A 19,328-nucleotide genomic window follows, 5' to 3' on the forward strand; every position below is an offset into this window, starting at 1 on the left:
TGCCGGAATGCTCTCCTAGTGGAGCACCTCAGCGATGGGTGGCCGGGCTTTTGGCCGCCTGTTGCTGAGATGCTATCGGGGGACAGGGGAGAAGCCCCGAGAGGTGTTTACACTGATGTATAGATGAAGCAAATTGTTTGTGTGATTGACATAGATTTCACCGATGTCAATAACTGATTTGATCCGAACATTCAATTGGCAATCCCTGAAAACGGTTAGTAGCATAGGCATTAGAAATCAGGTGTCTTGAGGAAGTGAGAGCTGCCTTGACCGCTGAATAAGCGGTTTAGAAACTCGCACCGCCGCATAGGTGGTTTAGAAATGAAAAAGCAGTACTCTCACTTCACTTAATGCTCTTCATCCCAATCGGGGCTTAGCATGGTCTGAACAAGCCGATGCTTTTTTGTGCGTGCTGTACTGATGTCGAAGTTGAGCACGCGAAATGAAATTTTATTGAAATACCGACCCTAACTGGTCGAATTCGCCCAGCGGGGCGGGCGGTAACTGTAAGTACCTATTGACGATAGGTCCTAGGATTTCGTCTGCATCTAATGCGTGGCGATTTGTGAGTTTGTATAAGACTAGCATCAATGCATTTCACATTTTATAATCTAATGTTTGTCTCCTTGATAATTTGAATGGTCTAGAGCGGAGGGGTGTTTGTCATTTGCACCATGAGGCGATTTTCTATTCTTAATCGATAGCGATGACGTTCAAGAGGTATGGAGTAAATAGGAATTTGCTATACCAATTATTTTTGCATCCTGCTGGCATATAAATTTTTATTTGGTCTTGGTTGTTCAAGTGTTGCACTGTATTTTATTTGAAATCATAGGAGAGTTTGAGATGAATGAATTAGATGTGGATGTAAGAGTGTGCAAGCTAAAGGCTAGATATATTCTGGATAACTTTAGTATTCCTGATCATGTCGCTACCTCAGCAATTGACGTTATGAATTCTTCGGAGTTGCAGGCTATATTGGATGCGCAGGCTAATGTTAAACGTAAGGTTAAATGCGAGGCTCTTCTTGCTGGCTATGCGATAGCTCGTATTGAAGCAGATGTCTTTTTTGTTGCGTCAGATCAAGCAATTACTAGTCTGTTTGACTTATTTATTGAGCGATCCAGATTGGATGGCACGCAACTCACCAGCGCTTTAGTTTACCCCGCCGCAAAGATTATTGTCAGAGATTATATTGCATCAATGGCTCTAAATTCGGATCGTTAACGCAAGGGGATTGCAGTTTCGCGAGGGTGGGAATCAAATATTCGGAAACGAATAAATTTCCTTTACAAGCAGTTGATTAATCCGGGTTCCTGTTACAGGGCCTCCAGGCCGCCTTTAAGACGAGTTTTACAGAAAGTGTTCAGGTGTGCTGATATGTGTGTCCAAACACCCCGCAGCGGATTCTGGAGCGTTTCAGGGTGGCTTTTTTGATCGTTCTTATGTGGGGGCAACTCAATCTTTACCTTCAATAGGTTTAGTATAGTGTTAGGGAAGGTCTGAAGTAGACCCCTATTTTCCGGCTACTTCGTCATCGGCGCTTTCAAAAAACGACAGCCGTTCAAATCCCGGTCAAATCTACTGTCTATTTCATCCATTTTTGCCGCTGCAAGCGCCTCGTAGCAGCCATTTCTCCCATTACGGACGCACCTCTCCTGCGCTGGAGAGCAAATGTCGACGCGCCATCCATAGGTTCGACAGGGCGAACAGCGTCACCATCTGTGCTGTGTTTTTCACCAAGCCCCGGAAGCGCACCTTGGTATAACCAAACTGGCGCTTGATCACCCGAAAGGGATGCTCAACCTTGGAGCGAACCTGGGCCTTGGCTTTCTCGATCTTGCGTATCGCTTTGTACAACGCGCTGCGTTTGCCGTGTTTTTTGTAGGTGCTGCGCCGGGCTGCAATCTGCCAGATGACTTGGCGTCCCGCATGTTCTTCGCGCTTCTCGACACCGATATATCCCGCATCAGCGCCGATCACGTTCTCGGCACCGTGTAGCAGTTTGTCGACTTGGGTTACGTCCGCGACGTTGGCCGCAGTGACCACCACGCTGTGCACCAGCCCTGACTCATCGTCGACACCAATGTGCGCTTTGGCACCGAAGTAATACTGGTTACCCTTCTTTGTCTGATGCATTTCCGGGTCGCGTTTGCCGTCCTTGTTCTTGGTCGAACTGGGCGCATGAATCAGCGTGGCATCGACGATGGTGCCTTGTCGCAGTGACAAGCCACGGTCGCCCAGATAGCCATTGATCACGCCGAGAATACCAGTGGCCAACTCGTGCTTTTCCAGCAGGCGACGGAAGTTGAGGATGGTGGTTTCATCCGGGATTCGCTCCAGGCTCAGACCGGAAAACTGGCGCAAGATCGTCGTCTCGTACAGCGCCTCTTCCATCGCCGGATCGCTGTAACCGAACCAGTTCTGCATTAGATGAACCCGCAGCATCGCCATCAACGGATAGGCTGGACGACCACCTTCGCCCTTCGGGTAATGAGGTTCGATCAGGGCAATCAAACCCTTCCAGGGTACGACCCGATCCATCTCGATAAGAAACAGCTCCTTGCGGGTCTGCTTGCGCTTACCGGCGTACTCGGCATCGGCGAAGGTCATTTGCTTCATCATCGAAAAGCTCGGCGATTGGTGTCCGGGGATTTTGCCAAATCAGGAAGTCTTTTTCAGGATTTCCTTAGTAATGAGTAACACAGCTAAGATCAAGGGCTACCCCCCCCCCTAAAGACACTGTTATCTGAAAAGGCTTCGCTTTGTGCCACAAACAGGAATGTTTACCATTTGGTGGGCGATGGGAGTTATGTATCTCATTTTAGCTTACTGAGATCAGGATAGAGGCAGATCGGATGCAACTCTTCGTCTAGATCGATTGAGAAAGAATTGTGCAGAGTCGGAGTAGGGGCGGTACGCATACGAAATTGGTTTTCAAGGCTGATCCCCCAAAGCCTATTCCGGTTGTGTTGTTTGAATCGGTGCCTCTCGCACAGGCTGCGAACGTCCGGGTTCCTGTTACAGGGCCTCCAAGCTGCCTTTAAGACGAGTTTTACAGAAAGTGTTCAGGTATGCTGATATGTGTGTCCAAACACCCCACAGCGGATTCTGGAGCGTTTCAGGGTGGCTTTTTTGATCGTTCTTATGTGGGGGCAACTCAATCTTTATCTTCAATAGGTTTAGTATAGTGTTAGAGCCCCTACACAGCTAAGATCAAAAGCTAACCCCCCTAAAGGCACTGTTATCTGACTAGGCTTCGCTTTGTGCCAAAGACAGGAATGCTTCCCATTTGGCGGGCGATTGGAGTTATGTATCTTATTTTAGCTCACCGAGTTCATCGTAGAGGCAGATCGGATGCACCTCTTCGTCTTCTTCGTCTAGATCGATTGAGAAAGAATTGTGCAGGGTCGGAGTAGGGGCGGTACGAAGAGGTTGCTTCCATGGGAATTCAAAGATGATCCCCCAAACGCCTAATTCGGCTTGTGTTGTTTGAGTCGGTGCCTCTAGCACAGGCTGCGAACCAGTTGATTCAATTGGGACCAATTTTTTCTTGTCTCGATACCACTGACTGCGGCTAATGCCTTCTTCGAGCCAGGGTTGAGCAGCCGAGATCCCTTTACCATTTCGCTTGCCTAGCTGCCGCATTTTTTCATTAAAAGCATCACCAGAACCAGCATCAGCTGAGCGCTTTTGAGCGCTAGCTATACCGCCCTTGGCGCCTCGTTCCGCTTGCAGTCGAGAAAACTCAGCCGCGCTCTTAGCGGTGTACTTTGACCATGTCCACCTCGCTACCGACTTTACTATATGGCTCAGTTCTTTAGATAAGAGGGGGGCGGGGAAGTCGTTATAGACTTCGGCCTTGGAAACTAATAGGCGCTGCCATTCGTTGAACGATGCTGACTGCCTGTATTCTCTGACAGTTTGGTAAGCATATGAGCGAATACGGTTAAACATTTGGCAATTGCGCGCAATGCCTTGCGCTTTAGCTTCTTCTAGGGCGATGCGGCGCATTATATTTTTAGACGGGCCACGGAGATCCAATTTTTTATGCAATTCCCCCAGCGTGTACAGCTCTGATCTTAAATCGATCAGATTCCAGTGAGGATTGAGCGGGTTTTTGCTGATGAGATTTGTGTAGAGCGCATCAGCACCGAATGCTCGAATTAACGCCGCTTCAATAGCAGCGACATAGTTTAAAGCCGATTTGCTCGCATGATCACCTTTCGCTACCGGTGTTTTCAATCCAAAGAAAGCATGCGCATGGCCATTCTCCCGATTTTCGACTAGAAAATTGGGTTGGGGGATTTCACCTTCAAGTATTTTACTCATCGTAAGGCTGCCCATAATTGGCATGTCGATGTCAAGTACTATCCAATAAAGCGCGTGAGGTGGATTGAATTGTATGTAGCGTTTTTTAATCGCTGTTCGCAGCGGCCTTATCACCAGGCCGTCTTGGCGATCGTCGGTGCAATAAGGAGAGTGAGGCAGTCTTTCTTCGTTAAATGATTTCAGCTTAATATTTTCAATTTGGACTTCTTGCATTCTTTTGTATTCCTACCTTTCCTGTACTAGCTCCAGCTATAAATCCAATTCAAGCTTCTACAGTTGACGAGTTTTAGGCACAATTAACTTCGGCTTACGACTTTTAGGAGCCTAGTCGCCCTTTGTCGTGCGTCTCACGAAGATCGTATTGAAAACCTATAATTTTGTAAAATTAGAGTTTTTTAATAAATCCGTTTACGATGCGGGTTCATTGGCAAGATCGTTAATGGTTTATTGATGTTTCACCGTTCGTCGGCATGGCGAATTATCTTAAAAAATAACTACAATGACCAGTCGATTTTGAAGTTTTCATGATCTACATTGTCGATTGGTGTAGGTTCGCCTACGAAACCATCGCTATATGTTCGGGTGTAGAAATTGTATCGTCCCGTAAAAGGGAGTATGGCTTCCTTTCGGTTAAATCTTATGTTTTCAGAAAATCCTTTCTCATGGAAGAAAATGAACATGCTGCTATATTCTTCACCGAAGTTCCTGCTAACTAATACTTCAATTTTCTGAACGGATAGCAAGGAATTGAATTTCAATCTTCCTTCTTCGCTCTCTAGCAACTCCTGAAGCTCTGTGCGCGTAATCTCATTTTTTATTACGTCTGATGCCTCTAGGTTTTCAAGCTGTCCCAAAAGCATGTTATATTCTTCTTCAAGTTTCGACAGCTGACTTTCGATTTTTGTGATAAGCGATATTAAGGTTTTGGGGATTATTCCATTGTTTTTTTCGATATCACTAGACATTCTAAGTAGGGAGGCATTTTTGCTAGCCCTTTCTTGGTTTACCGCTGATAACTTATTTTTCAGATCATGAGATTTTGAACTTGAGAGCAATTTCTCAATTCCATAATTTTTGAAGAATAGAAGGAAAGGCTCAAGCACGTGTCGGTAAGGAATTATCACTTTTTTGCCACTGGGACAGGCATTTACTAAACTTTTATGGCAAATAAGATACATGTACTCTTTTCCTTTCCTCTTCATAAAACTTTGGTGAAGATAGGAGTCGCAGTCGAGGCACTTTATCAACCCTTTGAAGACATTACGAAAGCCTTTCGGGGTCCGTCCTCGTGTGGCATATATCTCTTTGTTTTTTTCTAAAGTTGCCTGTACCTTGTAAAATTCGCTTTTCTCAATTACTGGAGGAAAATAATTTTCAATCTCTTCATATGCTTGGTTTTTTTCCAACGTCCCACTTAATGATTTCGTTTTGAAAGCCTCAAAGCTGCCATAAACTGACTTCGAGCTTAAGAGATGCCTTATAGCAATAAGTGTCCATCTCTTTTCGGAACCCTCTCCGTTAATTTTTATTGCTATTGCCTGCGCTCCAAGCTTGTATGAGGCAAGCTCAAATGCCCGTCTAACCTCTTTTGCTCTCTCTTCAATTACTACAATTTTTGTTGCGCCGTTATCTTCGATTGTTCTCAGCCAGTACGGAAGTTTTTTCGTCATCACTGCCTTTCCGCTTCGGGCTTCTTCGTGCTTGCGTGCCCAGGCAGAAATTGATCTACGTTGTTTTGTTAAACTTTCATCATGCGCACGACTGATAATGAAATTTATCTGAAAAATTAGATTCGCATGATCTTCGTCTTGAGCGTTATAAACTCGCTGGTCAGCAAGAGTAAAAATGACAACGCCAGCGTTTAGAATAGAGGCGAGAATTGAGATCGTATCTAGCTCTTTTTGTCTGGAGATTCGGTCCAGTGATTCGACAATAAGAGTGTCTCCAGTCCCAATTTCGCCTTTTTTCACACGGTCAAGAAATCTGCTCAATTGCCCGGCTTTTACGTTTTTTCCCCGAAATGCCGAGACTCCCAGATCGTTGAATTGCTCGACGATCTCGGCGTTATGTTTTTCTAGGTAACCATTGATCAGCCTTTGCTGCCGCTCGATCGAGTCTCCATGCTCCTGTTTTTTCGAGCTGAATCGGACGTAGCAAAAAACTTTTTTCTTCATGAGTGGCTATCTCAAAGGACGATGTTCTAATTTGAGAATACAACATCTAAGCGCCGCTTCGGGCAAACCGACCATGGTCAGCGATGGCAAACCATTGGCCAGGTGGACTTCGACGGTGACGGCGGGCGCATCCACGCCAATCTGGGCGCGGCTGTGGACGATGGAGAGGGACATGGTCGTTCCTTGAGCTTTACGGAGGCCGCTTCCTGCGGGTTTTTTAAGGGTAGATGGCGAGTCGTGTTTTCGCGGTGATTTGAAGGTGGGGAAGTTTCGCAAGATGTTGCTCGGTTCTACGGGCAGCGCATTGACTATGTGGCGAGGGAGCAAGCGCCCTCGCCACATAGTCAATGCGCGTGTGGATTAAGACATTGTCGTTAAATTTGAACGGCTATTCGGAAGACGGCATTTAGCCAAATAAGCTGCTGCTGCCCGCCAAGACCTTATTTGCGAAAATCTCGATGTCCAGCTTGTTTTTGCCTTCCGCCATAAGGGTGAAATGGTTGAAATTCAAATCAATCCATCCCTGCAGTTTGGTTGCGTAATTCTCGGGATGCTTCGATTGCTCTATCAGGGGTAGCCCCTTGTAATGATCAAGGATGCTTTGGAAGAATTTCACCGATTTCCCAGTGGTGTTGTATTCATGTTCTGCTTCGGCAATGACTTTCTGTCGCCACGCAAATTCTTGTCTGGCAGATTCTTCCAGTGCGGCCCGTCTTTCGTTGACAGTGAAGGTTCCGCTTTCATCGTAAGTGATCAGCGCCAGTTGATCCACGGGCATCCCGGAAAACGGATTATTGCCTGCCCCTCTCGTGTATTGAGTTGCACTTTTGGCTCGTGCTAATAACTCGGCGTTGTCCGTGTCAGGGACTTCAGCGTCATGTGTTGATTTATTCGCAGTGTAATGAGGGCTTTCCAGTTCGTTGAATGTGTTTCTGGCCATCGACGCCAGTTCCGTTCTTGTCATGCGTATATCGCGAGCTTGCGCACGTGTAGAGGCCTCGCTCAATTGGCTCGCTAACATGGACACCTTGTTGCTGCCATTTGCGCCGGCGGAATCTTGGACGGTCCTTTGGCTGATGCCTCTGTCGTTCTTGAGAATAGAGATCACTTTTTTTGTACCTGTCAGAGCTTGACCGGTATCACTTACAGGGCTGCTTATTGCGTTGATCATGATTTTAGCTCCTGATATTTATGAGTAGAAAATGATGTGTGGGTTGATTGTCGGCAAGGTTTGCCGAGCATCATTGTCTCTAGACCAGCTTTACTTCATGGTGATTTCAATTGACCAGGCATAGGTGGACGGATTTGTTCTAGTTGTTCTGATGGTGCAGGTAGCACCGCCGCTAGGAGTGGCTGCGTTATTCCATTTGGGGACTTTCGTCGCGCCAGGGCCGGGAGCAGTCACGAATGTTGATAAATAAACACATGTTTTATTGCCGCTCTGATAGCGCAAGTTAGCATGGGTGTAGCCCGCGTTGCTTTGTATGCGGTATGTATCTGTGCTGTTTGGAATAATGGAAGCTTCAGGCGTATGGGATGCGTTTGTTTTAGTAATAAACTCGTTGTTGTTTATGGGTGTATACGTAGCAGTTTTGATTCCAATATTTTTGAAGGTCACCGTTACAGGTGGTCCGGCAACAACCGGGCTTGTATAAAGTGCAGTCAAAGTTAAAGCGGCAAACAAAGACTTATAAATTTCCATGGGTATTACTCCTTGTAGTATTTTGAACATTCCATTGCTGGGATCGCAGTCGCCAGAATCCCTTATTCAAGGTGGACTGCATTTGCTCCGAACGAGTGCGTTCAAATGAATCATTTGAGAAGTGAGCTTAAAAAGGGGGGCTTTTGCGCGCAATCAGACCGCGGATGAGAACGTTGTAGGGCATTGCCGGGATTTATGCGGGTGGAAAGATCGCAGTCACGGGAATTCCTACAGGCAAGTCTGAGGGGCATTTCCGACTCAGGCTCGCTACCACGTAGATCTCTGATCCCCATCAAACAATCGCGCACTGTGCCTGATGGTCGTCTGGCATTTATTGGACCCCACGCCAAAAGCGTGGGGCTTTTGTTCAGAATACGTGAAGCATCTTCGCGGCTCTTTTCCACCAAGGCGCATTGATAGCGGGTATCGAAATCATCTGCTCGGGCACCAACTGCGGAACATCCTGCAACCGAATCCATGGTTGGTTGTTCCAGTGCAGCAAACTTAGCGACATGTCCGGCCAGTTCAGCAGGCTCAGCATTGGACGTTCGGTTGTCGTGGGTTGCTCAGCGTCTCTCAGGGTTGGGACGACGTCGTGAGTCAGCCATTCGCGCAGGGCTCGATATTCGGGGCAGTAGTGGTAGATCAATAATGCGTAGACGCCGGATTCGCTGATCAGCAAGGTGTGTTCGATGCTGCCGTGGATGAGCATTCGCGTGGTTTGGTGTTGGTCGGGGGTCGAGTTTGCGGAGGGTGCGTTCTTCGATGTAAAGGCGCAGGAGGCGGCCAAGGTCGCGGGCGCAGAACCAGGGTTGGTTTTCTATTAGAAGGGCGTGTAGGTGGAGTTTGTGGCGCGTGAAGACGTGGGGGATCAGATAGTTGTCGTCCATGGTGCAGTTCTCGAGGTGCGATGAAGAAAACTGCCTCTGATCGTCGCCAAACGAAAAGGGTGGCAGCCATGCGCGGGTTGGCGAACCGGTAACGCACCCAACCGGCAGACCCGAAAGTCTCCCACGCATAGCCGCCATAATTCGAGATGGGAACAATTCCCTGGTTCGAACGTGGTCGCGATGTGTCTGGATGCTATCCGGGTCGCCAAACCCGGAGCTGAATATTCAGCTGGGGGGAGCTTAGAGGCTGGATACTTGGCGACACAATCGGACGGCGGTGGTTTTCTTGTAGGAAGGTGCCGGGATTTTTGCGAGGTTTGAGATCAAAAGATCGCAGCCCTCGGCAGCTCCTACAGAGGTGGTCCGTCCAGCGTGGGATGGCTGGTAGACCGAGGCGACCCCATTCGCGGGCAAGCCCGCTCCCACAGGGATCGTGGGTTACTCGGCAGGGGGAATGAGCTTCGCTTCCAGCTCCGCGACTTTGGCCTCAAGGCTCTCGAGGCGGGCCCGAGTGCGCGCCAGCACAACCATCTGACTATCAAATTCTTCCCGGCTCACCAGGTCCAGTTTGCTGAAGCCGCTCTGCAACAGCGCCTTGAACTGGCTTTCGATTTCGCTTTTCGGCAGCGGGGTTTCGCCGCTGAAGAGGCGGGAGGCGGTGCCGGTCAGGGCGTCGAGGAAGTCTTTGGGCGCGAGCATGGGAAAGGTCCTGGAAACAATGGCGGGCAGTGTATCACGCAGTGTCTATAGTCAATCCCGACGGCAGGGATGCACGCTTTTCGCGCATGCGGACGGACGGCATCGCACCGTTGTTGTGCGTAACGCGTCCGGTGTTGCGGTGATGTGGTGGACATCTACGGCCAACCGCTTGAAAACAGAGAGTTTTGTGGAGATGGCAAGCTTTCTGCTTAGTGCCTAGTGACCCATGCACTGATGCAGTCGCTGTGACGAATGCAGTGCGCCAAGCGAAACGGGGGAAGTGTTTCGTACGGAGCGGTTAGCTGGCGTCGGACGGGCAGGTAAGGCCGACGATGCGTTACAAAGCCAGGCACTGCGCTTAGACTTGAGCCGGGTTTGTTTTCCTGGGGCAAGTCCACCAATTCGGGAGAGAGTTTTCATGAAGCTAGTCACTGCCATCATCAAGCCGTTCAAGTTGGACGACGTGCGCGAATCGCTGTCCGAGATCGGCGTGCAGGGCATTACCGTTACTGAAGTCAAAGGCTTCGGTCGGCAGAAGGGTCACACCGAGCTGTATCGCGGCGCGGAATACGTGGTCGATTTCCTGCCCAAGGTGAAGATCGATGTCGCCATTGACGACAAGGATCTTGACCGGGTTATCGAGGCGATAACCAAGGCTGCCAACACCGGCAAGATCGGTGACGGCAAGATCTTCGTGGTCAATCTGGAACAGGCGATTCGCATTCGTACCGGCGAAACCGATACCGACGCGATTTAAAAGCCGCCACAAACCCAACGCCCCAGGAGAAAACAATATGACTCTGCGTAAATTCGCAGGGCTAGGAGCCCTGTTGTCCCTCGTAATGCCCAGCCTGGCCATGGCGGCAGACGAAGTGGCGGCCCCAGTCCTCAACTCCGGCGATACCGCCTGGATGATGACCTCGACAGCCCTCGTGCTGTTCATGACCATTCCCGGCCTCGCGCTGTTCTACGGCGGCATGGTTCGCTCCAAAAACATTCTTTCCGTGATGATGCAGTGCTTCGCCATTACCGGTCTGATCAGCATTCTGTGGGTCATTTATGGCTACAGCATCGCGTTCGACACCACCGGCATGGAACAGGGCGTCGTCAACTTCAACTCGTTCTTCGGTGGCATGGGCAAGGCATTCCTCGCCGGTGTCACGCCTTCGAGCCTGACCGGTCCGGCGGCGCTGTTCCCTGAGGCGGTGTTCATCACCTTCCAGATGACTTTCGCCATCATCACCCCTGCGTTGATCGTCGGTGCCTTCGCCGAGCGGATGAAATTCTCCGCGATGCTGATCTTCATGGGCATCTGGTTCACCCTGGTGTATGCACCGATCGCACACATGGTCTGGTCCGGCAACGGCGGCCTGATGTGGGACTGGGGCGTGCTCGACTTCGCTGGCGGCACCGTGGTGCACATCAACGCCGGTGTGGCCGGTCTGGTGGCGTGCATCGTGCTCGGCAAGCGTAAAGGCTTCCCGACCACCCCAATGGCCCCGCACAACCTCGGTTACACCCTGATGGGTGCGGCCATGCTGTGGGTCGGCTGGTTCGGCTTCAACGCCGGTTCCGCCGCAGCGGCCAACGGCACTGCCGGTATGGCGATGCTGGTGACTCAGATCGCAACCGCCGCCGCCGCACTGGGCTGGATGTTTGCCGAGTGGATCACCCACGGCAAGCCAAGTGCACTGGGTATCGCTTCGGGTGTGGTCGCCGGTCTGGTTGCCATCACTCCGGCCGCTGGCACCGTGGGCCCGATGGGCGCTCTGGTGATCGGTCTGGCTGCGGGCGTGGTGTGCTTCTTCTGCGCCACCACCCTGAAACGCAAACTCGGTTATGACGATTCCCTGGACGCCTTCGGTGTGCACGGCATCGGCGGTATCCTCGGCGCGATCCTGACCGGTGTGTTCGCTGCACCGTCGCTGGGTGGCTTCGGCACCGTCACCGACATCGCCGCACAAGTCTGGATTCAGTGCAAAGGCGTGGGCTTCACGGTGATCTACACCGCGATCGTCACCTACATCATTCTCAAGGTGCTGGACGCCGTCATGGGTCTGCGTATCACCGAAGAAGAAGAGGCCGTCGGCATCGATCTGGCACTTCACAACGAACGCGGCTACAACTTGTAAGACGCGCCTAAAAAACTTGCCCGGCTTGCCGGGCATTTTTTTGTCTGGAGTTTGTCAGTGAAGGGACTGCTGAAAGGTTTTTTCGCACACGTTTAGTGGGGTTTACGGCGGGCGTTTTTCTGCGGCCAATGGCTTACATGATTGAAGGAATATTAGGGCCTTTGTTTTTTCCCAGAGCGCGCTAGAATGCGCCCCGAACGTGCGGAGAACTGTATGTGGCAACAGACTCTGATTACCCTGCGGGCGAGGCCCCGGGGCTTTCATCTGGTAACGGACGAGTTACTCGCCGGCCTGCCTGAACTCAAGGCGTGTCGGGTCGGTCTGTTGCATTTGTGGCTGCAGCATACCTCGGCGTCGTTGACCATCAACGAGAACGCCGATCCGGCGGTACGTCGCGACTTCGAACGATTTTTCAATCGTCTGATCCCACAAGGCACAGACGGCTATGAGCATAACGACGAAGGCCTGGACGACCTCCCGGCGCACTTCAAGGCCAGCGTGCTTGGCTGTCAGCTCAGTTTGCCGATTGCGGCAGGCCGACTGGCGCTGGGAACCTGGCAAGGCGTTTATCTGGGCGAGCACCGTGATTTTGGCGGTGCCCGTAAAGTCCTCGCCACCGTGCACGGTGAAGGGGCATGAGCCGCTGGTCACCAGTGGTTATTGAATTTTTCCGGCGGCTGTCGACAGACGGTGAAGCTGGGCTATAACTAATCTGCTTTTCGCAAGTCATGAGGTAGAACATGAGCGACGATGATCTGGAAAACGACGACCTCGAAGTAGGCGACGAAGACGAGGCTGAAGAAGGCCTGGAAGCAGCAGCGGAAGACGTTGCTGACGACGACGGCGGTGAGACACCGGTTCCGACCGCCAAAGGCAAGGCCAAGGCTGCTGTGTCAGTCGATGAGCTGCCGAGCGTCGAAGCTAAAAACAAGGAGCGCGATGCCCTGGCCAAGGCCATGGAAGAGTTCCTGGCCAAGGGCGGCAAGGTGCAGGAAGTGGAGGCCAACGTGGTCGCCGATCCTCCCAAGAAGCCTGATAACAAGTACGGCAGCCGGCCTATTTAAGCGTCTGCCCTTGCTTGCTGAAAAAGCCCGCCGTCGCTGCGGGCTTTTTCATGGGCGGTACAAAAATTCCAAGACTGCTGTGATCCCCTATGGAAGCGGGCTTGCCCGCGATGGGGCAATTACATTCGAAAGTGATGTTGCCTGACACGCCGCTATCGCGGGCAAGCCCGCTCCCACAGGTTATGTGTCAGGCGGATACCGAATTCCATCGCGTGAGCAATGCCGGCAACTCGGTCAGGCTGCGAATCTCGGCATCCGGCGCCTTCTGCGCTTCCCACAATTTGCCTTGCGGGTTAAACCAGATCGCCCGCAACCCCGCCTGCTGCGCCCCGGCAATGTCATCACCCGGATGGTCGCCGATATGCACCGCCGTTGCGGGTATTGCGTTGCCACGCTTCAAGGCCTCATGAAACAGGCGGGCGTCCGGTTTGGCGATGCCGATGTCTTCGGCGCACAGCGCAAATTTGAAGTAGTCGGCCAGCCCTAAACGACGCACATCGGCATTGCCGTTGGTGACGACGCCGAGTGCGTAGTGTTTGGCCAGCACCTCCAGCGTCGGCTCGACTTCCGGGAAGATTTCCAGCTGATGCCGGGCATGCAGAAACACTTCAAAACTCTGATCGGCCAAGTCTGACGCCTGATCATGGCCGTAGCCGGCCTCTTCCAGTGCATGAAAAAGCACCCGGCGACGCAAGGCACTGATTCGATGCTTGAGGCCCGGTTCGCTGCTCAGGATGCGTTCGCGAATTCCCCACAAATGCTCCACCGGCACCGCGCCCAGGTTCGGTGCGTGTTCAGTCAGCCATTCACGCAATACGGCTTCGGCGCTGACGATCACCGGGGCGGTGTCCCACAGGGTGTCGTCGAGGTCGAAGGTAATCAATTGGATCGTCATGAATCATCGCCCTTAATGCGTTTGGCCCGTGGATGGGCGCTGTCGTAAACCGTCGCCAGGTGCTGGAAGTCCAGGTGGGTGTAAATCTGGGTGGTCTTGATGTCCGAGTGGCCGAGCAGTTCCTGCACCGCGCGCAAGTCCTGCGAGGATTCCAGCAGGTGGCTGGCGAAGGAGTGCCGCAACATGTGCGGATGCAGGTTCTGCCCCAGTTCGCGCTCGCCGGCGGCCTTGACCCGCACCTGAATCGCCCGGGGTCCGAGGCGCCGGCCTTGCTGGCTGACAAACACCGCGTCATCCGCCGGGTTGGTCAAGGCTCGCAGCGGCAGCCACAGTTCCAGCGCTTCGCGGGCCTTTTTGCCGACCGGTAGCAGTCGGGTCTTGCTGCCCTTGCCGAGTACCTGAACCATGCCGTCGGCCAGATCGAGCTGATCGAGATTGAGCCCGGTCAGCTCCGACAGCCGCAAACCCGAGGAATAGAACAGCTCCAGAATCGCCTGATCCCGCCGTGCCAGGAAATCATCCTCTACCGCGCCTTCAAGCAGTTGCAGCGCACGGTCGGTGTCGAGGGTTTTCGGCAGGCGGCGCTCGCCTTTCGGTGGTGCCAGGCCATTGGCCGGGTCGTGGTCGCAAAGACCTTCGCGATTCAGGTAGTGATAGAGCCCGCGCACCGCCGAGAGCAACCGCGCAAGACTGCGCGACGATTGCCCCTGGGAATGCAAGCGAGCGATCAGGCTGCGCAGGCGCTGGATATCCAGCGCGGCCCAGCTGCCGATGTTCTGTTTGGCACAGAAGCCCAGCACTTTGTCGAGGTCGCGGCGGTAGGCGTACAGCGTGTGAGGCGACACCTGCCGCTCACTGCGCAGGTGTTCGCAGTAAGCGTCCAGTTGCCGTTCCACGATCAGCGCACCGAGCGAAGGGAGTTGTTGACCCGTGGCAGCACGCGGCCCATGACTTCAGCGATGTAGCTGAGGAACAGCGTGCCGACCGAGCTTTTATAGTGCTGCGGATCACGGCTGGCGATGGCCAGGACGCCGTGTATGCCTTGATGGCTGATGGCGACGACGGCGGTCGAGCCGATCTGCTTGCGCTGCTCTTCGCCAAACAGGAAGTCCAGTTCATGCTCGCGCAGGCTGCCGCTGACGCTTTTGTCTTCCGAAAGCAGGCCGCCAATGGCCGTTTGCGCGTCGGCGTGCGTCACCCAACGGCCGACCGGCATCGGGTTGTCGCCCAGCAGGATCAGGCTGACGAAGGGCACCTGGAAGTCCTGGCGCAGGCTGTCTTCGACGCTGATCACCACATCTTCAAGGCTGGTGGCGTCCATCAGCGCGAGAATCAGGCGGCGGGTCTTGTCGAAGAGACGGTCATTGTCGCGGGCCACGTCCATCAAGTGCGAGAGGCGATGACGCAATTCGATGTTGCGGTCGCGCAGGATGGTCATCTGGCGCTCGACCAGCGAAATGGTGTCGCCGCGCTGGTGCGGGATGCGCATTGCCGGAAGAAGTTCTTCGTGCTCGACGAAGAAATCCGGATGAGCCTCCAGGTACGCGGCAATCGCCGCCGCCTCAAGGCTTTCGGAAGGGGATTCGTCGGGCTGTAGGGCGGGAACCTGGGGCTTGTCGGTCATGGGTTTGACTCACTCAAAGACGCACTTGTCCTTCATAAACTCGGACTGCCGGGCCGGTCATCAACACCGGTTGGCCTGGGCCTGCCCATTCAATGGACAGACGCCCGCCGGGCAGGTCGATCAATAGTGGCGAATCCATCCACCCCTGGCTGATCGCGGCCACTGCAGCTGCGCAGGCGCCAGTACCGCAGGCCTGGGTTTCCCCGGCACCGCGTTCCCAGACGCGCAGCTGCGCGCGGTTCCGGTCGATGACCTGGAGAAAGCCGACATTGACCCGTGCCGGAAAGCGCGGGTGATGCTCGATTTTCGGACCTAGTTCATGCACCGGTGCGTTGTTGATATCCGCGACGCGCAACACCGCATGCGGGTTGCCCATCGACACGGCGGCCAGTTCCACTGCGGTACCGTCGACATCGAGCGAGTAGCTCAGCGCCTGACTGTCGGCAACGAACGGAATGTCGGCCGGCACCAGGCGCGGTGCGCCCATGTCGACGCTGATCTGGCCGTCGCTGCGGATATCCAGTTCGATGATGCCACTTTTGGTCTCGACGCGAATCTGCCGTTTTGCGGTCAGGCGCTTGTCGAGTACAAAGCGGGCGAAACAGCGGGCACCGTTGCCGCACTGTTCCACTTCGGAACCGTCGGAGTTGAAGATCCGATAGCGGAAATCCACGTCCGGGTTGCTCGGCGCCTCGACGATCAGCAGCTGGTCGAAACCGATGCCGGTGTGGCGATCGCCCCATTGCTTGGCATGCTTGGGCAGGATGTGCGCGTGCTGGCTGACCAGGTCGAGGACCATGAAGTCATTGCCCAGGCCGTGCATCTTGGTAAAACGCAGCAGCATGGGTTTACTCCGGCAGCAGGCTTTCGCCAGCAAACAACTCGGCTACCGTCTCACGGCGACGCACTTCAAATGCCTGATCACCGTCCACCAACACTTCGGCGGTACGGCCGCGGGTGTTGTAGTTGGAACTCATGACAAACCCATAAGCACCGGCCGAATGCACGGCCAGCAGGTCACCTTCTTCCAGAGCCAGTTCACGATCCTTGGCCAGGAAGTCGCCGGTCTCGCAGATCGGGCCGACGATGTCGTAGGCACGAGCGGCGGTGGCGCGAGGGCGCACGGCGGTGACGTCCATCCAGGCTTGATACAGTGCCGGACGGATCAGGTCGTTCATGGCCGCGTCGACGATGGCGAAGTCTTTGTGTTCGGTGTGCTTGAGGTACTCGACCTGAGTCAGCAGCACGCCGGCGTTGGCGACGATGAAACGGCCCGGCTCGAACACCAGCGCCAGGTCACGCCCGTCGAGACGCTCGCGCACGGCTTTGATGTAGTCGGCGGCCAGCGGTGGCTCTTCATCGCGATAACGTACGCCCAAACCACCACCGAGATCGATGTGGCGCAGGTAGATGCCGCAATCGCCGAGGCGGTCGACCAGGCCCAGCAGGCGGTCGAGGGCGTCGATGAACGGCGGCAAGGTGGTCAGTTGCGAACCGATGTGGCAATCGACACCGACCACTTCCAGGTTCGGCAGCTGCGCGGCACGGATGTACACGTCTTCGGCGTCGGCAATGGCGATGCCGAACTTGTTCTCTTTGAGACCGGTGGAAATGTACGGGTGGGTGCCGGCATCGACGTCCGGGTTCACGCGCAGCGAGATCGGTGCGCGAACGCCCAGTTCGGCGGCGACCACTTGCAGGCGCTCCAGCTCGTCGGTGGATTCGACGTTGAAGCAATGCACGCCGACTTCCAGGGCGCGACGCATGTCGTCACGGGTCTTGCCGACGCCGGAGAACACGATCTTGTCGGCGCAACCGCCGGCGGCCAGTACGCGTTCCAGCTCGCCACGGGAAACGATGTCAAAACCAGCGCCCAATCGCGCCAGGACATTCAATACACCCAGGTTGGAGTTGGCCTTGACCGCGTAGCAGACCAGGTGCGGCATGCCGGCCAGTGCATCGGCAAACGCCAGGTACTGGGCTTCGATGTGGGCGCGGGAGTAGACGTAAGTCGGTGTGCCAAAGCGTTCGGCGATGGCGGACAGGGCAACCCCTTCCGCGAACAGCTCGCCGTCACGGTAGTTAAAAGCGTCCATGGCGTTCCCTTATTGGTAGACGTCGTGCTTGTGAGCTTTCGACGGCTGCTTTTGCGAGGACTGGGCCTGCTCGGCAGGGTCCTGGGAATCGTCAGGCAGGTACAGCGGGCCTTTTTGACCACAGGCCGACACAAGGCAGGCAACCGCGGCGAGCGCAGCAAGGGAAGAGATCAGGCGCTTCATGGCGAAATCCTTGAAAATGCGTTAATTGCGCCGGAGTATACCGGCCACCCGGCAGCTTGCCTATGCGAGGGGGCTCCCGTCCGGCGGGCCTTGCCCGATGCCAGTCGGTATCCTGCAACCCCTGTGGGAGCGGGCTGGCTCGCGAACGCGGTGGCTCAGTCAATAAAGATGTTGAATGTGCTGGCCCCTTCGCGAGCAAGCCCGCTCTCACAGGGGCGGTGTTTGATGTACCTATATCGGTGCTTGGTCGTTATCCTTTGCAATCACCGGGGCTCGCCCGTATCTTGCGGCGCTTGAGCGTGAACAGACACTTTTTGAGGTTGCCGCAATGAGTTTGACCGAAGCCCGTTTCCACGATCTGGTCGATGCCACCCAGCAATCGCTGGAGGATATTTTCGACGAGAGCGACCTGGATATCGATCTGGAGAGCTCGGCCGGTGTGCTCACCGTCAAGTTCGAAAACGGCAGCCAGTTGATCTTCAGCCGTCAGGAGCCACTGCGTCAGCTGTGGTTGGCGGCGGTGTCGGGTGGATTCCACTTTGACTACGACGAAGAGGGCGAGCGCTGGATGTGCGACAAGAGCGAAGAGCAGCTCGGCGAGATGCTTGAGCGCATCGTCCAGCAACAGGCTGGCGTTGAACTCGATTTCGAAGGTCTGTGAGATCGTGACCCAGCCTGCACCCGCTCGACCGCCAAAACCGCTCTACAGCAATGTCAGCCCGGCGGTGCCTTCGCCGTGCAGCGGAGTGTGTCGGCTGGACGAGCAGAAGGTCTGCCTGGGGTGTTTTCGCCATGTCGAAGACATCCGCGAATGGCGCTCGGCCGATGATGAGCGCCGGCGCACGATTTGCGCCCAAGCCTCCAATCGCAAAGCCAGCGCCGATCCTCTGTAGGCGCTGGCTTGCCAGCGATGGCGGCCTTAAGGTCGCTGAAAAGTTCAAGATCCTGTCGCCAGCAAGCTGGCTCCTACAGGGGATTGCACGCTGTCCGCTTGTGGCTTGTATATTTTTTGAGCTGTGATAGTGTCCAGAAACGCCTCAACCCATCGAGGTTCGTGAAAACCCCGCCTTTTTCTGGCGGGGTTTTGCTTTTTCTGTGCAGAAGAAAGGAGTCTGCCTCTATCATGACCGCACCTTCCATCACCCTTACTCGTCTGGACGTTCAACGTCTGGAGCGCCTGATCGACAGCCTGGATGACACGCTGCCGGGCGTTATCGCGCTGCAAACCGAACTGGATCGCGCCGATACGCTGGTCGGTCACGATGAAGTGCCCGCCGATGTCGTGACCATGAATTCCCGTGTGCATTGCCGTGAAGAAAGCAGCGGCAAGGACTATCACCTGACGCTGGTCTATCCCAAGGATGCCAACGCTGACGAAGGCAAGATCTCCGTTCTGGCGCCTGTCGGCAGCGCACTGCTGGGTCTGAAGGTTGGCCAGCACATCGACTGGCCGGCGCCAGGAGGCAAGACCCTGAAACTGACCCTGCTGGCGGTCGAATCGCAGCCTGCCAATGGCGGCGCCTTCCCGGAATAACCT

20 protein-coding genes and 2 pseudogenes are annotated in these 19,328 nt (G+C 54.3%); 8 read left to right on the forward strand and 14 right to left on the reverse strand.

Features of this window, described 5'->3' with window-relative positions; all coding sequences use genetic code 11:
• The first annotated feature begins 846 nt into the window (after positions 1-846).
• A complete protein-coding gene (locus ACI77H_RS01525) occupies positions 847-1,227 on the forward strand; it encodes a hypothetical protein (RefSeq protein ID WP_407010032.1) in 381 nt (126 codons plus the stop codon).
• Positions 1,228-1,641: 414 nt separating this feature from the next.
• On the opposite strand, the gene ACI77H_RS01530 is transcribed toward ACI77H_RS01525, so the two are convergent.
• The 8 genes and pseudogenes from ACI77H_RS01530 to ACI77H_RS01565 form a co-directional block, all read right to left on the reverse strand.
• Positions 1,642-2,622, reverse strand: coding sequence for an IS5 family transposase (locus ACI77H_RS01530; RefSeq protein ID WP_407010344.1), 981 nt, complete (start codon positions 2,620-2,622; stop codon positions 1,642-1,644).
• 696 nt (positions 2,623-3,318) lie between these two features.
• Entirely contained in the window at positions 3,319-4,545 is a 1,227-nt protein-coding gene (locus ACI77H_RS01535) for a replication initiation protein (protein WP_407010033.1), read from the reverse strand.
• Positions 4,546-4,826: 281 nt separating this feature from the next.
• Positions 4,827-6,506 (reverse strand): recombinase family protein, encoded by a 1,680-nt coding sequence (locus ACI77H_RS01540; RefSeq protein WP_407010034.1) that lies wholly within the window; start codon positions 6,504-6,506, stop codon positions 4,827-4,829.
• A 45-nt stretch (positions 6,507-6,551) separates the two neighbouring features.
• Positions 6,552-6,680 (reverse strand): annotated as a pseudogene (locus tag ACI77H_RS01545) (magnesium chelatase); the annotation flags it as partial.
• Between the two features lie 232 nt (positions 6,681-6,912).
• Positions 6,913-7,677, reverse strand: coding sequence for a hypothetical protein (locus ACI77H_RS01550; protein WP_407010035.1), 765 nt, complete (start codon positions 7,675-7,677; stop codon positions 6,913-6,915).
• A gap of 90 nt (positions 7,678-7,767) precedes the next feature.
• Positions 7,768-8,208: a hypothetical protein gene (locus tag ACI77H_RS01555; RefSeq protein ID WP_407010036.1), complete on the reverse strand. Its 441-nt coding sequence runs from the start codon at positions 8,206-8,208 to the stop codon at positions 7,768-7,770.
• 367 nt (positions 8,209-8,575) lie between these two features.
• Positions 8,576-9,098 (reverse strand): annotated as a pseudogene (locus ACI77H_RS01560) (Bro-N domain-containing protein).
• A gap of 438 nt (positions 9,099-9,536) precedes the next feature.
• Positions 9,537-9,797 (reverse strand): accessory factor UbiK family protein, encoded by a 261-nt coding sequence (locus ACI77H_RS01565; protein WP_407010037.1) that lies wholly within the window; start codon positions 9,795-9,797, stop codon positions 9,537-9,539.
• Between the two features lie 418 nt (positions 9,798-10,215).
• Between ACI77H_RS01565 and glnK the strand changes: the two genes are divergently transcribed.
• The 4 genes from glnK to sutA all read left to right on the forward strand — a co-directional run bounded on the left by glnK (position 10,216) and on the right by sutA (position 12,993).
• Positions 10,216-10,554: a P-II family nitrogen regulator gene (gene glnK / locus ACI77H_RS01570; RefSeq protein WP_002555808.1), complete on the forward strand. Its 339-nt coding sequence runs from the start codon at positions 10,216-10,218 to the stop codon at positions 10,552-10,554.
• Between the two features lie 37 nt (positions 10,555-10,591).
• Positions 10,592-11,929: an ammonium transporter gene (locus ACI77H_RS01575; protein ID WP_407010038.1), complete on the forward strand. Its 1,338-nt coding sequence runs from the start codon at positions 10,592-10,594 to the stop codon at positions 11,927-11,929.
• Positions 11,930-12,142: 213 nt separating this feature from the next.
• On the forward strand, positions 12,143-12,568 hold the full coding sequence (locus ACI77H_RS01580) for a secondary thiamine-phosphate synthase enzyme YjbQ (RefSeq protein WP_407010039.1): 426 nt from the start codon (positions 12,143-12,145) through the stop codon (positions 12,566-12,568).
• Between the two features lie 101 nt (positions 12,569-12,669).
• Positions 12,670-12,993 carry a transcriptional regulator SutA gene (gene sutA / locus ACI77H_RS01585; protein ID WP_054617023.1) on the forward strand — a complete coding sequence of 108 codons (324 nt, stop codon included), beginning with the start codon at positions 12,670-12,672 and terminating at the stop codon, positions 12,991-12,993.
• 187 nt (positions 12,994-13,180) lie between these two features.
• On the opposite strand, the gene ACI77H_RS01590 is transcribed toward sutA, so the two are convergent.
• From ACI77H_RS01590 to ACI77H_RS01615, 6 genes are read right to left on the reverse strand one after another with little or no spacing between them, the layout of a single operon-like run.
• Positions 13,181-13,888: an HAD family hydrolase gene (locus ACI77H_RS01590; RefSeq protein WP_407010040.1), complete on the reverse strand. Its 708-nt coding sequence runs from the start codon at positions 13,886-13,888 to the stop codon at positions 13,181-13,183.
• The gene (gene xerC / locus ACI77H_RS01595; protein ID WP_407010041.1) at positions 13,885-14,784 is read right to left on the reverse strand and encodes a tyrosine recombinase XerC; all 900 of its coding nucleotides are present in this window, start codon (positions 14,782-14,784) and stop codon (positions 13,885-13,887) included. The genes ACI77H_RS01590 and xerC overlap by 4 nt, the downstream gene beginning before the upstream one ends.
• A gap of 2 nt (positions 14,785-14,786) precedes the next feature.
• A complete protein-coding gene (locus ACI77H_RS01600; protein WP_407010042.1) occupies positions 14,787-15,512 on the reverse strand; it encodes a DUF484 family protein in 726 nt (241 codons plus the stop codon).
• Between the two features lie 13 nt (positions 15,513-15,525).
• On the reverse strand, positions 15,526-16,356 hold the full coding sequence (dapF, locus tag ACI77H_RS01605; RefSeq protein WP_407010043.1) for a diaminopimelate epimerase: 831 nt from the start codon (positions 16,354-16,356) through the stop codon (positions 15,526-15,528).
• 4 nt (positions 16,357-16,360) lie between these two features.
• Positions 16,361-17,608, reverse strand: a complete 1,248-nt coding sequence (gene lysA, locus ACI77H_RS01610) for a diaminopimelate decarboxylase (protein WP_407010044.1) — start codon at positions 17,606-17,608, stop codon at positions 16,361-16,363.
• Positions 17,609-17,617: 9 nt separating this feature from the next.
• On the reverse strand, positions 17,618-17,791 hold the full coding sequence (locus ACI77H_RS01615) for a lipoprotein (protein WP_150631411.1): 174 nt from the start codon (positions 17,789-17,791) through the stop codon (positions 17,618-17,620).
• A 328-nt stretch (positions 17,792-18,119) separates the two neighbouring features.
• Here ACI77H_RS01615 and cyaY point away from each other — a divergent pair, with 328 nt between their 5' ends.
• The 3 genes from cyaY to rnk all read left to right on the forward strand — a co-directional run bounded on the left by cyaY (position 18,120) and on the right by rnk (position 19,325).
• The gene (gene cyaY, locus ACI77H_RS01620) at positions 18,120-18,452 is read left to right on the forward strand and encodes an iron donor protein CyaY (RefSeq protein WP_407010045.1); all 333 of its coding nucleotides are present in this window, start codon (positions 18,120-18,122) and stop codon (positions 18,450-18,452) included.
• A gap of 4 nt (positions 18,453-18,456) precedes the next feature.
• Positions 18,457-18,684 (forward strand): DUF1289 domain-containing protein, encoded by a 228-nt coding sequence (locus ACI77H_RS01625; RefSeq protein ID WP_407010046.1) that lies wholly within the window; start codon positions 18,457-18,459, stop codon positions 18,682-18,684.
• A 230-nt stretch (positions 18,685-18,914) separates the two neighbouring features.
• Positions 18,915-19,325, forward strand: coding sequence for a nucleoside diphosphate kinase regulator (gene rnk / locus ACI77H_RS01630; RefSeq protein WP_407010047.1), 411 nt, complete (start codon positions 18,915-18,917; stop codon positions 19,323-19,325).
• The last annotated feature ends 3 nt before the right edge of the window (positions 19,326-19,328 follow it).

Origin of the sequence: Pseudomonas sp. O230, from assembly GCF_045447035.1 — a bacterium.
Taxonomy (GTDB): Bacteria; Pseudomonadota; Gammaproteobacteria; order Pseudomonadales; family Pseudomonadaceae; genus Aquipseudomonas.

Coding starts and splice junctions, on each gene's coding strand:
- ACI77H_RS01525 (WP_407010032.1), top strand. CDS start 847: ATGAATGAATTAGATGTGGATGTAAGAGTGTGCAAGCTAAAGGCTAGA.
- ACI77H_RS01530 (WP_407010344.1), bottom strand. CDS start 2,622: ATGAAGCAAATGACCTTCGCCGATGCCGAGTACGCCGGTAAGCGCAAG.
- ACI77H_RS01535 (WP_407010033.1), bottom strand. CDS start 4,545: ATGCAAGAAGTCCAAATTGAAAATATTAAGCTGAAATCATTTAACGAA.
- ACI77H_RS01540 (WP_407010034.1), bottom strand. CDS start 6,506: ATGAAGAAAAAAGTTTTTTGCTACGTCCGATTCAGCTCGAAAAAACAG.
- ACI77H_RS01550 (WP_407010035.1), bottom strand. CDS start 7,677: ATGATCAACGCAATAAGCAGCCCTGTAAGTGATACCGGTCAAGCTCTG.
- ACI77H_RS01555 (WP_407010036.1), bottom strand. CDS start 8,208: ATGGAAATTTATAAGTCTTTGTTTGCCGCTTTAACTTTGACTGCACTT.
- ACI77H_RS01565 (WP_407010037.1), bottom strand. CDS start 9,797: ATGCTCGCGCCCAAAGACTTCCTCGACGCCCTGACCGGCACCGCCTCC.
- glnK (WP_002555808.1), top strand. CDS start 10,216: ATGAAGCTAGTCACTGCCATCATCAAGCCGTTCAAGTTGGACGACGTG.
- ACI77H_RS01575 (WP_407010038.1), top strand. CDS start 10,592: ATGACTCTGCGTAAATTCGCAGGGCTAGGAGCCCTGTTGTCCCTCGTA.
- ACI77H_RS01580 (WP_407010039.1), top strand. CDS start 12,143: ATGTGGCAACAGACTCTGATTACCCTGCGGGCGAGGCCCCGGGGCTTT.
- sutA (WP_054617023.1), top strand. CDS start 12,670: ATGAGCGACGATGATCTGGAAAACGACGACCTCGAAGTAGGCGACGAA.
- ACI77H_RS01590 (WP_407010040.1), bottom strand. CDS start 13,888: ATGACGATCCAATTGATTACCTTCGACCTCGACGACACCCTGTGGGAC.
- ACI77H_RS01600 (WP_407010042.1), bottom strand. CDS start 15,512: ATGACCGACAAGCCCCAGGTTCCCGCCCTACAGCCCGACGAATCCCCT.
- dapF (WP_407010043.1), bottom strand. CDS start 16,356: ATGCTGCTGCGTTTTACCAAGATGCACGGCCTGGGCAATGACTTCATG.
- lysA (WP_407010044.1), bottom strand. CDS start 17,608: ATGGACGCTTTTAACTACCGTGACGGCGAGCTGTTCGCGGAAGGGGTT.
- ACI77H_RS01615 (WP_150631411.1), bottom strand. CDS start 17,791: ATGAAGCGCCTGATCTCTTCCCTTGCTGCGCTCGCCGCGGTTGCCTGC.
- cyaY (WP_407010045.1), top strand. CDS start 18,120: ATGAGTTTGACCGAAGCCCGTTTCCACGATCTGGTCGATGCCACCCAG.
- rnk (WP_407010047.1), top strand. CDS start 18,915: ATGACCGCACCTTCCATCACCCTTACTCGTCTGGACGTTCAACGTCTG.